Origin of the sequence: Mesomycoplasma ovipneumoniae (assembly GCF_035918255.1) — a bacterium.
Lineage (GTDB): Bacteria > Bacillota_I > Bacilli_A > Mycoplasmatales > Metamycoplasmataceae > Mesomycoplasma > Mesomycoplasma ovipneumoniae_A.
On record NZ_CP142136.1, the window covers coordinates 985,713 to 1,000,554 of the forward strand.

General features: G+C 27.7%; 10 protein-coding genes and 1 pseudogene. 3 read left to right on the forward strand and 8 right to left on the reverse strand.

From position 1 onward, the window contains the following. Positions 1-96 precede the first annotated feature (96 nt). The 3 genes and pseudogenes from mip to U3G01_RS03565 form a co-directional block, all read right to left on the reverse strand. Positions 97-2,568: an Ig-specific serine endopeptidase MIP gene (gene mip / locus U3G01_RS03555; protein ID WP_255030957.1), complete on the reverse strand. Its 2,472-nt coding sequence runs from the start codon at positions 2,566-2,568 to the stop codon at positions 97-99. 23 nt (positions 2,569-2,591) lie between these two features. Further along, positions 2,592-4,367, reverse strand: a pseudogene (locus tag U3G01_RS03560) (putative immunoglobulin-blocking virulence protein); the annotation flags it as partial. Next, positions 4,304-4,753, reverse strand: a complete 450-nt coding sequence (locus U3G01_RS03565) for a hypothetical protein (RefSeq protein ID WP_255030958.1) — start codon at positions 4,751-4,753, stop codon at positions 4,304-4,306. The pseudogene U3G01_RS03560 and the gene U3G01_RS03565, both read right to left, overlap by 64 nt. Positions 4,754-5,541: 788 nt before the next feature. Between U3G01_RS03565 and dcm_N the strand changes: the two genes are divergently transcribed. The 3 genes from dcm_N to U3G01_RS03580 all read left to right on the forward strand — a co-directional run bounded on the left by dcm_N (position 5,542) and on the right by U3G01_RS03580 (position 8,005). Next, complete coding sequence (gene dcm_N / locus U3G01_RS03570) at positions 5,542-5,916, forward strand: DNA (cytosine-5-)-methyltransferase N-terminal subunit (RefSeq protein ID WP_326564832.1); 375 nt, start codon at positions 5,542-5,544, stop codon at positions 5,914-5,916. Positions 5,917-5,983: 67 nt separating this feature from the next. After that, positions 5,984-6,763 carry a DNA (cytosine-5-)-methyltransferase gene (gene dcm / locus U3G01_RS03575; RefSeq protein ID WP_255030967.1) on the forward strand — a complete coding sequence of 260 codons (780 nt, stop codon included), beginning with the start codon at positions 5,984-5,986 and terminating at the stop codon, positions 6,761-6,763. A gap of 3 nt (positions 6,764-6,766) precedes the next feature. After that, a complete protein-coding gene (locus U3G01_RS03580; protein ID WP_419776289.1) occupies positions 6,767-8,005 on the forward strand; it encodes an MAG4270 family putative restriction endonuclease in 1,239 nt (412 codons plus the stop codon). A 198-nt stretch (positions 8,006-8,203) separates the two neighbouring features. Here the strand turns inward: U3G01_RS03580 and U3G01_RS03585 are convergent, their stop codons facing one another. From U3G01_RS03585 to U3G01_RS03605, 5 genes are all read right to left on the reverse strand, one after another. Continuing rightward, complete coding sequence (locus U3G01_RS03585) at positions 8,204-9,682, reverse strand: hypothetical protein (RefSeq protein ID WP_255030961.1); 1,479 nt, start codon at positions 9,680-9,682, stop codon at positions 8,204-8,206. Further along, the gene (locus tag U3G01_RS03590) at positions 9,667-11,091 is read right to left on the reverse strand and encodes a hypothetical protein (RefSeq protein ID WP_255030962.1); all 1,425 of its coding nucleotides are present in this window, start codon (positions 11,089-11,091) and stop codon (positions 9,667-9,669) included. Before U3G01_RS03590 ends, U3G01_RS03585 begins: the two co-directional genes overlap by 16 nt. Next, positions 11,081-13,060, reverse strand: a complete 1,980-nt coding sequence (locus U3G01_RS03595) for a S8 family serine peptidase (RefSeq protein ID WP_255030963.1) — start codon at positions 13,058-13,060, stop codon at positions 11,081-11,083. The genes U3G01_RS03590 and U3G01_RS03595 overlap by 11 nt, the downstream gene beginning before the upstream one ends. Before the next feature lie 386 nt (positions 13,061-13,446). Then, positions 13,447-13,860 (reverse strand): IS3 family transposase, encoded by a 414-nt coding sequence (locus U3G01_RS03600; RefSeq protein WP_326564833.1) that lies wholly within the window; start codon positions 13,858-13,860, stop codon positions 13,447-13,449. Positions 13,861-13,931: 71 nt separating this feature from the next. After that, positions 13,932-14,624 (reverse strand): IS3 family transposase, encoded by a 693-nt coding sequence (locus U3G01_RS03605; RefSeq protein ID WP_326564834.1) that lies wholly within the window; start codon positions 14,622-14,624, stop codon positions 13,932-13,934. Positions 14,625-14,842 lie beyond the last annotated feature (218 nt).

The window sequence follows — 14,842 nt, forward strand, 5'->3', positions numbered from 1 at the left end:
TAAACCGGACAATTTTTTAAGATTATCTTATCAGACTAGGAAACTCGGGTTTAACAATTAAAACTGTGAATAAATGATTTTTTTATATTATTTTAACTAATTTCAGTCGCCAAAAACATCAACTTTTTGTGAGTCATCAAATCCATTTGGAAAGAGATAAGTTTTAATTCCTTTATCTTTATAAAGTTGCTGCATTGCTTGAAAATATGATTTTCGCTGATGTTTTGAACCATAAATTAGGTCATATTTTGGTAAATTATAGCTTCCATAATAACCTTTATAGTCATTACCATATGATCTTAAATTTAAACTAACAGCCGTTGAAGCTCGTGGGTCAGTTGCAAAAACTAATGAATATAGTTTATTATCTTTATATATTCCAGTTCCTGACATTCCTCCCCCACCGGTGAAATTATCAAGTAAAGTACCTAAACCTCAAAATAAATAAGGAGTATGACTAAATACATTTTTTGCTGAATCAAATTTAGTAATTTTAATAAAACCGTTACTTACATAAGGCATAGCAATAAAAATATCAGTGAGACCTGGCTTATTCATAAATGAGCGATAAGATCTTGACCAAGAAAGATCACCACCATTTTGTAATTGTTGATTAGATGGATCTTGATTAAAATAAAGAGCATTATCTTTATTTACATAAGGACTAACGCTATGTTTTCTTGTTTCTCAAGCATTTTTATTTTTGAATTCATTTAAAGTTTGACTTGTTTCTGCTTCTGTAAGTGGAAAACCTAGACCATAAAACTGGTTTGCTGGCAGTTTTTCATATTGTTCATCTTTTAAAAAGTCAGCATCAGAAGTAATTGCTGTTGATTTGTCGGTGCTTTTTTGGTCTTGGTGTTCATCATACCAGTCTTTTGTAATTGTTTTTGCTTGCTCTTCGTTGTCAAAGGTAACTTCCATAATTGCAAAATCAAGCAATTCTTCCATATTTTTGTATTTTTCTTGATTTGTAAAGTCACTTAGTTTTTTGTCAAAAACATTTGAACCAAAGACAATTGTTCTAACATTTAGTTCAGCATTTTCTGGAATTGCCTGGTTATTGTTAAGTTTTTCATCATTTACAGCAAAATTATTTGAACTATCAAGTGTTTTTCCCGCATTATGAATGTTTGTATCTTTTGTTCGAACGGTAAGATTAACTGTGTCATAGTAATTTTGGTAGCGAGGTTCGCCAGTTGTTGTCATTATATTATTTAGACTAACAGAATCTTTAATTTTTGTAAAAACCAAACTTCATGTATTATATTGACGGTTATGAGTGTTATAAGCATCATCATCACGGCCATAAATTTTACCTTCATGATAATCATTTGCAACTTGAAGTCGATTTAAAACGTGTGCATTTGTAATAAAATACCAAGTTAAGGGATATTTATTGTTATCTTCTTTTTTATAGTCAATAATATTTAGAGTCCCTCTATGCAAATTATTAAAATGAACTATTTCATTAGGGGGTAAATAATCAGGTTCACCCTCTTTTCCGTTGTGAGTTCTTAAAAATTGACCATTTCTGAAAGCAACAGAAATTGCACTTTTTGTCAATTTTTTATATTCTTGGTTTGGCAAAATCCGTGGCAAACCAACTCTTCCAGGCCCACCTCTTAAAACCTGTCCAGTTTGAGGATCAAGATGAATTGCCGGGGATGTATCACCTTTGTGATGTTCGGGAATATCAATCCCTGTTATTTGTCCAGAACTGTCATATTTTGGCAAGACAAAAGTTCGCTGCGAAGCATTATCATATAAAGGTTGATTTGCATCTTTAGCTTTTTGATCTAAAGATGATTTTAAATTTGAAGCGACTTTTTTAGTATTACCAAGCGGATAATCACTAAGTCCATCAGGGTCATCAAGACCAAGAACTTTAGCACCGCCGCCACCGTATTTTTCAAGGTAATATCTTCATTCATTATCGGGAAAATCATATTGATATTGATCTTCAACAGTTCGTTTTCCGTCTTTTACAATTGCTCAATTTTGACCTTTTGGGGCAACAGCATTTAGTTGTTGATAATATTTATTAACTCGATCTTCGGGGATTTCGGGCTGACTTGGTCGGGGCAGTTCTCTTGATTTTTCAACTGGTTTTAGAATATCTAAAAAAGATCCAATTATTAATTTAGTTAAATTATCAGTTTGGTAGTTAGTTTTTTCGAGCTGAAAATCCAAAGTTTTTTTGGCACTATCTCAGTCAATTTGCTTCTTTTCTAAATCTTCATTTTGAAACAATTGAGATAATGAAGTCTTAACTTCATCAAGAGTTTTTGCAAGATTTTGGTAAGAAGTCTGAGACGCACTAGATTCAAAAGTTGAATAAGCAGCATTTATTTTGTCTTCAAAACTTTTTTGGGTGTTTTGATCAAATTTGGGTTGCTTATTTTCGGTACTTGATTGACCGCTGCCTCCTGGTTTTGGGTCGGTTTTTGGCTGCTCGACTTTAATTTCGTTGTTAGTTGTACATGAATAAAAAACAAAACTACTTAAACCAAGACCAAAAAGTAAGAAAAGTGCTTTGTTTTTTACTAAAAAATTACTTTTTTTCATATTTCACCACCAAAAAAATTAAATTAGACAAGTCCAGAAGAACTTGAGTTACTTTGCCTACCAACAAGAACTTGAGCTGTTCCAATTGTTGAGCCAATTTGTCTTTTTGCTTCTTCAGTTTCTACAAAAATTTGGCTTATATTATTTCCTGATCCATTTGCAACACTAATGAATTTACGTAGTTGTTCAATTGAGTCGCCTGTTGGTGATCCAGAAATATAAACAGGGTAAGAATTAATTTGTTGTCCATTAATTTTTACATCAACTCTTGGACTACTTCCAGGGACAGATTCTGAAAATCTTTCAGTAAATTGGGCGCCATCAAGATCAGAAAATTTAAAGTTTAGACTATTTGATCCGCTAGAATTTGAACCTTTTATTATTAATTTGGTGAACTTTAATTTTCTAAAGCCAGTATAATTTTCTTGAGCATACGGATCATCTTCCCAATTTTTAACTTTTTCGTTAAAAGTTTTATCAAAGTCAGCAAATTTTATCCCTTTAAAAGTATTTACATCTGTTTCTGAAAAATCAAGTCTGGTTGGCCAGCCACCTTTTCCACCAAAATTTCCTTGGAAAACTCGTTGATTAATTTTTGAGTCAAAAACTATCGAGAGACCCTCGTTAATTTTGTCAACAGTGTCACCTTTTTCTCATCTTAGACCTGAAAAAACTATTGAACCGCCAATTTTGCCTTGAGATTGATCAAAAGTTGCTTGATTATTATAGTCAAAACTAATAAAATCAACATTTTTTAGGCCATTAGGATTAATACTTCACTCATCACTTACTGAATTAATTTCTGTATAAATTGACAGTTCTTTTAATTTTTTACTTTCAAGTCCGCGTAAGGATTTAGTTGCATTTATATTATTTAAAAATACTGAAACCGTATTAATTTGACTAGGGATAGCTTCAAGAATGCTTGAAGCATTTTGTAAAGAATTAGCCTCACCAATATTTTTTATTCTTATAGCTTGAACTTTGCCGTCCTTTTGTGAAATTTTTGACATAATTTCTTGAAATTTCTCAAAGGCATTATTATCATTAGCATCAAGTTGAATTAATTTTAAAGGTTGGCGACTTTTATCTTCATTTTCTGAATTAGGTTTGTATTCATAAACCTTAATTGAATTAGTAAAGCTGCCAATTTCTGAAGAAAAAGTTGAACTTACATCTGATTTTGTCCAACCGGGAAATTCGCCATTAGAAATGTTCCATGGACTTAAAGAATACCAACTTGGAGTATTAAAAGTACGACTTTGGTTATGTTTTTTTAATCTATTTAAAGTTGGATTTTTGCTTTCATCTTCATATTCTCAAGCATTAATCGTATCAAGTGAAGGAACCAAACCCTGTCTAAGTGATTTTAATTCTTCTAAAGTAAGGGAAGTTTTTTCTGGAAGATTTTTTAAATATTCTAAATATTGTTTTTCACGATTTAAATTATATCTAGGAAGATCAATTCTTCTTTGGTAGGCTTCTTTTCAAAGGTCACGTCCTGCATCAGTTTTAGGAATTTTACCACGAATGTGATCTTTATCAAAATCTTCTTTATAGGAACGCTCAATTTCATTAACTTCAGCTTGCAGGTTTGCAACTCGAGACTCAATAGTTTTAATTTCGTTAGCAAGACCTTTTCTATATCTTTCAAGAGCGTACTGAATTCTTGACTGAGAAACTCCAGGGGTTGGGTTTTGACGAGTTGTTGGAACCGGGGATGAATTTTGAACAATTACTGGTGATCTAGTTTGAGTATTTGGGGTTGAAACCTCTGCAGGTTTCCTAGGAGAGAGAGAGAGAGAGAGCGACGTGGAGTCGAAGGTCTTTGAACTGGAGTTTCTATTTTGGTTATAACTACTGGCTCTTTTATTTTTGTTTGAACTTTAGGAGTTTCTTGTTTAATTACCTCTTTGGGTGTTTCTTCTTTTGGTTTAACTAAATCCACTTTAGGTTGGTTATTTTCTTGAGGTTTAAAATCGGAATTCACCACCGGTGAGACATGAGTTAAATCATTTGGATTATTTTTAATTACAATTGAAGGGGATGAAGAACTATAGTGAATTTCATTACTGGAGCTAATAAAATTATTAGCTAAGGAACTAGCAAAAGAACCGCCAACTAAAACCATAGCGGCTGAGGCTAAAATTATTAATTTTCTTCTTCTTGGAACATAAATTTGCATATTTCCTCCTTATTACTTTTCATATAGGATATAATAATTATACAAATTTTTTATTTTTTAAAATAAAAAAGATACAACAAATTTTGAATTTGTTAGTTTATGTAGTTTTAATCGCCTTTTTATTATTAATTTAATTATTTTTGCCAAAAACAGTCAAATTAATAATTTTCTCTATATTTTTTTGAATTTAAGAAACACCTCTTAGTGAAATTTTAAAATGGAAAATTTTAAAAAAGTGGGGGCTTAGTATAAATCAATATGCCAACTTGCTTTTTTAAAATGTGATTTTTTATAGAAAGTTCAAATATATATTAAAAATTTTAAACTAATAATAATTTTTTTCAAGTAAAAAAATGAATATTTTGTACAAAAGGAATCCTCAAAGGATTTAAATTTTCTGAATTTTGGTAGTTTTTTTACTTGTTGTTTAGCCATTTTAAGTGTTTTTTAAAATATTTTTCTGAGTTTTATAGCGATCTAAATATTTAAAATAGATATGATTTTTTCTTTGATTTTTTAGTAAAACAGTAAAAAAATTGTAATTAACTTTTGCAAAAAAATTAAAAAAACTAACACTTTTGGTGTTAGCCTCCTCCTAAACTCTGACAAAAAAGCCAACACCTTAGTTATAACTTTTTTTGCCCTGGTTTATTTTGGCTGGTTTTTTTAAAAATTTGCTATAAATTTATACACTTTTTGTAAAATTTACGATTTCTATAGTCTTTGAATTTACTTTAAGTTTTTATTACGCGTTATAATATAAAGTAATTTTTGAAGAAAGATTATTTATGAAAAAAATAACTATTTTTGAAGCTTTTGCTGGTCTAGGATCACAATTGCGTGCGCTCAAATTGGTAGGAAAAACTCTAAATTTTGAAGTTGAATCATTAGGAATTATTGAGTGATATATTCACGCTATTATTTCTTATCAAATTATTAATTATAAAGTCTTACCACCAAATACAAAAACGCCAATAGAAGTAATTATTGATCAACTTTCTTCATTAAGACTTTCAATAGATAGCAAAAATTTAGTGTCTAAAAATTATTTTCAAAAAATGAAGGAAGATAAATTGCGTAAAATTTATCCTTATTTTTTAAAAATGCTCAAAAATCCAGCTCTCTCTCTCTCTCTCTCTCTCTCTCTCTCTCTCCAAGAATAATAAAAATAATTATTATTCTTGATATTCAGATATTAATCAAGTTAATCAAATACCTAAAAATATAGATATTTTTACTTATTCTTTCCCTTGCCAAGACTTATCGACACAAGGATTACAAAAAGGCCTTAATCCTTCAACAAGAAGCGGGCTACTTTGGCAAATTAAAAGAATTTTAGAAAATAATTTAGATAATTTACCTAAAGTTTTGTTGATGGAAAATGTAAAAAATTTAGCTAGTCAAAAATTTCGAGCTGAATTTAATAATTGAATTAATTTTTTAAAAACTTTAGGCTACAAAAGTAAATGAAAAATTTTAAACTCTGCTGATTTTGGATCATCTCAAAATAGACAAAGAGTTTTCATGGTTTCTTGGTTGACTAATAAAAAATTTGAATGACCAACCCCAATAAAACATAACAATAATTTAAAGAAGATTTTAGATTTTACTCATCAACCAAATGAAGAAAATCTTGCTAGCAAAATTTTTAAATATCAACTAACAAACCCTAGAATAACAAACTCAAGAATTAAGAAAAGGGAAATTATTAATTTTACTAAATTTAATTCTGAAAACTATATTTATTATCCTGACTTTTTCGGACCAACACTTACAGCATCAGGGGCTAACTCTAGACTTAAATTTTTGATTCAAGAAAACTACATAAGAGAAATAAATTTTTATGAGTCCTTTAAATATATGGGTTTTACAAAACATGATGCTCATAAAATTTATAAAACAAATTTAGTTCAACCAAAATCTATAATATTTTTAGCTGGTAATTCAATATCTATTGAAGTTCTAAAAGCACTATTTGAAAAAATTGTTTTGCTTTTAGAAAAGGAGTAAAAGATGAGTGTAACTTTGAGATGGAATAAATTAAAAATTAAAAGCAAACACTTTTCAAGAAACAAAGATAAACCACAATTTAAAGGGGAAATATTTTTTGTTTATGATATTGAAAGTTTAGTAATTCATCATTTTTATATTGAAATTAGTAGTTGTGTCATGTCTAAATTAGTAACTAAAAGTCATAGAGAAGCCCATGAACAATGCGATATTAATAAAACAAGATGTTGCTATTATAAAAAAAGGGAAGAGTTTTTTAATAGTCTTAAGCAAAAAGTTGTTCAAAAAGATAGAAAATTTAGATCTAAAACTTACAATCAAGATGATTTACAAACCTTAAATGATGATGAAATTGTACAGTTAAATCAACTATTACGAGAACCAAATTTTTTAACCTCAATTAAAAATTTTTATAAATTTATCTATGGTTCCAACCCAAGTGGAGAATTATATAAACCTAAAAATGCTCCTATTATTTTAGATGATGAGGGAAATTTTGATAAAAATACCAGTTATTTTGCACTCTTTTTCAAACATTATTCTGATTTTAATAATAAAAATAATAATAATGAATATGATGGTATTTATAAGAATATTTATAAGGATAATGATTTATTAGATGATAAAAATTATTTTGATAGATTTAAAGATGCTCCTAATAATTCAAAACTTTACAATGTTTATCAATTATTTGTAAAACTCACTAGCAATAAATTAAGTATAGAAAGTGGCAAGAAAGTTTTAGCAGATATTGAAGAGTATTTATCATTAGGTCAAATTAATTCTTTAGTAAAAAAAGAAAGAGAAAAAATGAAAAATATTAAGATAGATTCTATTAATATTCTTGATTTGGATAAACAAATGTATTTAGACAGGGCACATATTTTCCCAGTTGAAAGAATTAAAGATAAAATAGTAAAACTAGTAAATAGGGAAAACCATAATCTTACCACTAGCGATAAAGTAAAATACTTTCTTAAAAAAATCACAGAAGCTCATAATTTAATAGCTTTAGATAAAACTTCACATAGTCAGTTTGATAGAAATAAATTTACATGAGATTCCAATAATGGAAAATTGGTGATTAACTGTTGCAACTCACCACAACCATGCAACCATATATCTAATGAAATTACCGATCTTCCAAAAGAAAAAATTACTCGTGATATTTTAGATAATCTCTATTTAAGAAATTCTATAGTAAAGAATAAATCAGGACAAAAAAAATTAACACTTTTTTAAGATTAGCTCATCAAACTAGGAAACTCGCATAATTTAGGAATTTATGTTATTTGTTATATAAAGAGTCAAGTTCCCACACAACCTAAATTAATTTCTCCAAATCCTTTAAAATGAACATGATATAAAAAATTAACAAAAGTGTACAATCAAAACTATAAATGAAAAACTTTTTGTCTGATTTTTTCCACTAATTTAAACTTATACGTAGTTTTTTGCTATTTGTTTGTCTTTTTCTTCATATTTATCTAAATAATTGTTTTTTAAATCCTTAATTAGTTCAAGACGGCTAACATTTTTATCAAAAATGATATTCTTATCTTTAGGAAAAGGCAAGATTTGGAAAGCAACTTTCTCAAAACTAGATTCAGGGATTGTATTAAAATTTAGTGTTAAATCCGTTTTAAAAATTGTTGTCAAAAAAATATTATTATTTTCTGTTTTTCTAAGAACTAATTTTTCTCACTCCGCCCTTTTTGAAAAATTAGGAGGAGGTGAAATAGGGCGGAGAAACCGTCCTCAAAATGGTTCATAACCAATTCGTTCCCAAGTTTCGTAGATAAAAATATTATTATTTTTTAGAAATTCATCAAGTTTTTCGCCGCTTAGAAATTTTTGCTCAAAATCAGAAATTAAATCATTTTGGTCAATTTTTAATTCCGGATCTAATTTTAAAATTCGGTCAATAATTGTTGTCTTAAATTCGTCAATATTTTTAATAATAGCATGTTTTTTTGGTAAAAAACTATTAGATCAAGAATTAATTTTATTTGTGATTAAATCAAGAATTTTTGGCTTTGAAGTTTTAATATCATTAATTTTTTGGCTAAAATTGATAATATCAGACGTAAAAGAGGGGGAAGAAGTACTAATCTTGTTTTTTGGCAAATTGTACTTTTTTGCGAGTTTATTATAAATTTTTCTAGCTTCTGTTTCAATTAATATTTTCTTCTTTTCATAATCTATAATTTTATCATTATCACCAGCATAAATTTTTTGACCAATGCCCCTAAAGGTGATTGTTTTATTTTTAGGGTAGACTATAACATTAAAAAAAGGCGAATCATCAAAAACTACATCGGGTTCAATTAATTTTGAATCTATAACATAATCTGGTACAAATCTTGTGGCTATAATGTTTGAAAAACCTTTTTCTTCAAAATAATAGTAGGTAACACGAGTTGTCGTTGAATATCTGCCACGTTCGCGTATTATAATATTATTTTTTTCTAAGACTTTTTCAAGAAGTTCTCCTTTTAGAAATTTGTCTTCAAATTCTGACTTGAGTTCAGAAGTATTAACATTGGCAAAATTAGGATTATTTTTTATAATTTCTTCAGTTCTATCAACAATATTTTTTTGAAATTGTTCTAGGTTTTCAATTATTAGATCATCAGGTTCGTGAAGGAATCAAATGTTATCCCGTTGTTTTTCGGGTTGATTATAAAACAGATTTAAGGCCGAAAAAGTACCATTTTTTGCATTAAATTCTTCATAATGTTTTGCTAGTAAATTTAAAAAATAGTAAGAATTGTAATTTTTTGGATTGTTAATTTCCTCATCTATGTTAAAAATCTGTTTATTAATAAAAGAAATTAAATTTCCGCAGGAAGTTAAAAAAAACGCCGAAATTAAAAGGGTTGTTCCCAAAAATTTAGTAAGAATTAGTTTAGTTTTCATTGTGGTAAATAATTTTTTATTACTGATTCGAGTGTTTTAAGGCGATTAATGTTTTTATTAAAAACAATATTTTTTTCTTTTGGAACTACCAAAATTTGAAAAGCAACTTTATTAAATTTTGAAAACGGGAAAAAACGCGAAAAAGCATCAAAACTATAATCTGAATTGCTAATAGGTTCTAAAAAAATATTGTTATTTTCTTCATTTGTAATGATTATATTTTCAAATTCTACTGTTGTTGATTTATTACCAGAATTTAAATAATAAGATTGCGGAGAACCATATACAAATTTTTCTCATGTTTCATATATAAAAATATTTGAATTTTTAAAGATATCTTCTAGCTTTTTCCCGCTAAATACTTTTGTTTCAAAATCATTTATAAATTCTTTTTCATCTATCTTTAAATTTGGGTCTAATTTTGAAATACGACTAATTATTTTATCTTTAAATTCTTCTAAATTTTTAATTATTGCATGTTTATTTTCAAAAAAATTATTGACTCAAGGGTCGAGTTTTTCAGCAACTTTGTCGTAGGGTTGCTTTAATTTAAAAAATTGAATTTTATTTTTCTTTTGGATAGACTTAATTTCATCGAAAATATCATAAAATGCTTTATTTTTTAAATAATTCGGAAGTAAATACCTTTTTTCAAGCTCATGATAAATTTTTCTAGTTTTATTTACTAAAGTTTCTGCATCAGCTTTATTAAAATCATAGTGAAAATAAATTTTTTGTTTTTTGGGATATAAAACAACGGTAAAATATGGGTTAAACACTGGCTCAATCCCCAAATTCGTATACTGAATAAAATGAATATCATCTGCTCGAAAAGGAGTCATATTTTTATAGCGCTCGACTTTATCATCGAAATAATAATGTCTAGCTGATAATAGGCTTTTTTCACCAAAATGCTCCATAATTAAAATATTATTGTTCTTAAGCGTTTCTTCTATTGTTGTACTATTTAGAAATTTTTCTTCAAATTCTTTTTTTATTGAATCAACACTAACAAAACGATCTATATTGGCCTCTTTTGTAATTTCTTGCGATTTTTCAATTATATTTTTTTGAAATTCTCCAAGAGTAAAAATATCAATTGAGTTTTTATTACCAAGAAAATAATTTCGAGTACTATTTTGGGCTACTTTGCTATCTTTATTTTCTTTTTGCAAGGAATAAAAATAATTTAATGGCGAAAATGTCGCCCTTTTTACATTATTTTCTTCATAATGTTTATCTAATAGATTTAAAAAATAATCTCCACTATATTTATGATTATCTTCATCTAGGCTTGGTTTAGGTCTAGTAGTGGTGAAATTAAAAAACGGACCACATGAACTCAAAAAAAATGGTAAGGTTAAGGAACTTATAACTATAAATTTACTAAAAAAATGTTTAATTTTCATTATGCACCAAATAAGAAGCAACTATTCTGTCATCCTCCGAATTTTCAAAAACAGAAGATTTATAATTTTTAACATAAATACGATAATAGGCAGATTCGTTTGACTTAAAATCTATTAATTCATCGTTGCTCAGGATGCTATTAGATCTTGCAACATCAACTCAATCGCCATTTGAATTTAATTTTTGTAAGTAAAGATCATAATCTGAAACAAAAGTACCACCTTGTCGTTTTTTTGTTGCCTCTAAGGGTAATCAATCGTGGCTAACACCCCTGCTAATTGCTGGTAAAAATCACCATCAGCCAGATTTATTTTGGCTTGTTTCGTTATTTTTTAGCAAACCAGCGTTAAAGTTTCAAGACAAAGAGGCTTTAATTGTCTCATTTGAATTAACTCAGAACCTATTGCCAGTAAAAATAACTTCACCCTCATTTTCTTTATTGCCGAAAATATAACTAGTATTTTCTACTGCTTCTTTCATTTTTTCAAAATCAGGGGTTCCAGCCCCATATTTTTCATAATAACCACTATCTTTTTTATCCAAATCAATATGATTTGGACTTATTGCAGAAACAGAAAGAAGGGATTTTATTGCCGGAACTCTAAAATCATCACGAACAAAAACTATTTCTCTTAAAAGTGTTGATATTAGTCCGGTTACAATAGGGGCTGCATAACTAGTTCCACTTACATATTTTTTGGCTTTGCTAGATTGATTTTTATCATCAAGAACATTATAAATCTGACCTGGAGCTGCTACTAAGGGCTTAGCAAATTGCAAGTACTGATCACCAATTTTAAAATTAGAATAAGGGGCTATTTCATTTTTTGCTATATTAGAATTACTAGAATTATCTTCAAGCGATCCAACCACTATTGAATTTAGTGACAAGCTTCTATCATCAATTCATGGATTATCCTTAGCTTTATTTTTGCCAAATTCATCTTCGTCAATTTTATCAGCACCATTACCAGCAGCAAAGACATTAATTACGCCGTATTTTCTTGCTAAAAAATCAAGTAAATATGCATTTTCGTTGTAGTCTTTAAAGTCTACAAATTTATTTCCATAACTGTGATTTATTACCCTTACATTATTAGTAGCCATTCATTCGATTGCTTTATGTCATTCAGCATCTGTTTGAAATATTGATAAATACAAATCCGACTTTTTATCAACGCCTGTCTTGCCGCCTAAAATTAATGAAACTAGCGTTGAATGATATGGTTTTTCTGCTTGCTTGGGTCTATTTGAGACTAGATCGTTTATATTTAATTGATTTTCATTAAAATATATATTAAAATTTTGGTCAAATTTGTCTAAAAATTCTATAGCGCCAACCTTTGAGGTGGCTTTATCTTGATTTTCATTGCCTTTTGCTGCTTGTTTTTGAAAATTTACTATTGAAATATTTTTATTTAACGACTCGCTAAAAAGTGAATGATAATCATCATTATTATTTAACTGATAATTATCATCAAACGTTTCAACATGTCCTGTTTGTTTGTCTTTTTCTTCATTTTTATAAACAATAAATCGGCTGATAGTAGAATTTTTTAAGGAATTTTTAACAAAAAATTCTCGATCGTTTTCAGTATCAAAATAAAACCAAACAATTGGCAACATTTGGCTGTATTTTGCTTCTTTATATTTTAAGTTTAACTTTTTGATTTTTTCTAAAAAATCAATATTAAAAGAAGTTATTTTTTTAGGATCAGTATCTAAAAAGTCAGGATTTAATAGTAATTTTAATTCAAAATTATTGTCTAGATTTTCAACCTTTGACGATTTATTTAATTTTTTAATAAAAGGGTCTCTTACATCGATTTTATTACTAAAGTTTGTAGAATACCAATATTGCTTATTATTATTTCAATTTATAAAGAGCGAACTGTATATTAATGGAATTGAAGCAAAACCAAACAAATATAAGGTAAACTTTTTAAATTTTTTAAACTTTTTAGCCATAAAACCAAACCTTATTATGTATTAATTCAATTTTGTTTTCTATCTAGCTCATATCAACTAAGAAATTTCTAATTCATCTTTTTATTCATAATTAATTATACCAAAAAAATAGTTGTGATTCAATAAAAGTTGTTATAAAAACTAAATAAAAATTAGTAGAAAAAAATCAAGGAACTAGTTTTTTGTCAAGATTTTGAGTGCAGTGCTTTTGTTAATTTTTCCGCGGCAGTGTTCATAATTTTGTGATCTAAATATTTAAAATAGGTATGATTTTTGCTTTGATATTTTAGTAAATCAGTAAAAAAATTGTAATTAAGTTTTGCCAAAAAAATTAAAAAAGCACGAAAAAACTAAACTAGGACAAAAAAATTAACAGTTTAATATTATTATAACATCATAGCATATTGCTGTGGTGTTTTTCAATTTAAAATCGATTGAATTCTATAGTTGTTGTATCAATATATATAATCTGCAATTATTTTTTTGAGATCTTCAAAAGTTATTTTACTGTAGTTTAACTCGTTTAAGCATTCACTTTTTATAATTGAAAATCAGTATTCAGCCTCCCTATTATCCAAAGAATTTCCTATGCGAGACAATGAAACAGTTCCTCCCATTTTATTTATTTTGTCAATATAGGTTTTTGAAGTGTATTGAAATCCATGGTCTGAATGAATAACAAAATTTTTATCAATAGACCTAAATGTCTTTATATTATCCATAACTAAATTAAGATCATTGCTTACAGATAATTTAAAATCTCTGATTTTTTTAGTTTTATGCTCAATTATTACAGACAAAAATACATGGCTTTCCTTAACATCTCTGGGAGCTTTTATATATGTAATATCAGTAGCAAAAATATTTCTATTTAATTTATCATTGTAGTCGCGTTTAACAATATCCGGCAGTGCGAATTTGGTGTTCTTAATTTCGTCTTTCTTCTTTTTTTTCTAATTTTGCATACTAAATTCAATCTTTTTAAATGTCTTCCAAGACTTCGAGCGTTAATGTCAATATTATATTTCATAGAAATATAAGCACTCAACCTTATGCGACCATATCTACCTTTGTTATCAAGAAAGGATTGTTTAATTATTGCATCATTTTTGTGCTCCCTTACTTTTATAACTCTAGTTTTAGATTTTGCCACTGATTGTCTGCATACATTAAAAATTTTTGCTGATTTGCTGTAGGGAATATTTAGCGTTTTGGCTTCACTAATTTTTCCTGATTTTAATTTATCTTTATTGATTTCGTAATATCTCTTAGCTATTTCTATTAATTCTTCTTTTGTAAATTCGTTTCAATCAGGTTCAATTGGTTTTTTACGTTTGCCACTTCCTGGCTTTCTGTTCGCACCTTTTTTATCTAATAATTGATCTTGCATACCATTATTATAATACCGAATAATTTTTTTGATTCTTCGAAGTAGTTGTGTTCTGGTTATAAAATTTGTACCTGGCGAAATATCATTTATATAATTTATTGTTTGTTTCAATCCAAATTCATTGTAAATTTTATAAATCATATCAAACTCATCTTTTTTAAAGTGTCTTGACATTAGTATTCTCCTTTTTGTCGCATTTGAAAATTTAAAAAAGCTAACACTTTGGGTGTTAGCTTTCTCCTTAAACTCGAACAAAAAAGCCAACACCTTTAGTGTTAATTTTTTTTGTCCTGGTTTAAACCAATGCTTTTTAAAAATTATCTCCTCAAACTGAGAAACTCCAAATTAGACAGGAACTTAATATTAATTATAGCATTAAAAAATATAACTAT